We start from the raw sequence: 796 nt of genomic DNA on the forward strand, positions 1-796 counted from the left end.
CAACCTTCCGAATTTACGATGAATGGACTGAATATACTTTCCGTCAAAGTAATTCCGCCCCACCGGCGTAATTCCCTCCGTGACAAATGAATGGCCTTCTAGGATGTATTTAATGCCATACCGGTGCGCCGCGCGATACATTGTCTCCGCTAGGGCCAAGTCCGTTGGCGCTTCGATTTCCGCCACTCCCGCAAAGAAAAAGGATCGAAAGATATCGTCGCTTTCTTTGTTGTCGACAACGTGAGTAAATAGATCAATGTTCAGTGCTGACAGCACCTTCCGAATGTTTTGAGTGGCAATCGCTGAATTCCAGGTATTGTCGTAGTGCACGGCGAGCGGACGCAGGCCCCACTCCCGGGTCAAACAGGCGATATATGACGAATCCGTGCCGCCGCTAACGCCTATCACGCAGTCATACTTCTTCCCTTTACCAGCGCTCTTGATCTCGGCGATGATGGCATCAAGCTGGCTCCGCCCTTCGGCGATTCCGGTGCCGTACTCCTGCCTCAAGCGATCAATCTGCTCGCAGTAATTGCACACCCCGTCAGCGTTGAAGCTGATGGCAGAGACTCTCTCGTCGTAGATGCATCTCGTACAAACACGAAGGCCAGAGGCGCCAGGCAAGTTCACGCTGTTACGCATTATTTATTTGCACGTCCGGGTTGAAATCGAGTGACTCACAACGGCGCAAAGCATCGAGAGCAAGCCATCATGAATTTTTATCAGCATGGCTCGCCCCGCTGGTGCCGAAACCGACCCGAATAGCAGGCCTCTTCGACGTGGAAGTACGTCACCG

The 796-nt window shown here is 52.9% G+C and carries 1 protein-coding gene; it reads right to left on the reverse strand.

Annotation, left to right across the window (positions count from 1 at the left end; genetic code table 11):
• On the reverse strand, nucleotides 1-642 hold a 642-nt coding region (locus CDE01S_RS18005), incomplete at its 3' end, for an adenine nucleotide alpha hydrolase family protein (protein WP_500778424.1).
• Between the last annotated feature and the right edge of the window lie 154 nt (nucleotides 643-796).

The sequence above is a fragment of the Curvibacter delicatus NBRC 14919 genome (assembly GCF_001592265.1).
Classification (GTDB): Bacteria; Pseudomonadota; Gammaproteobacteria; order Burkholderiales; family Burkholderiaceae_C; genus Hylemonella; species Hylemonella delicata.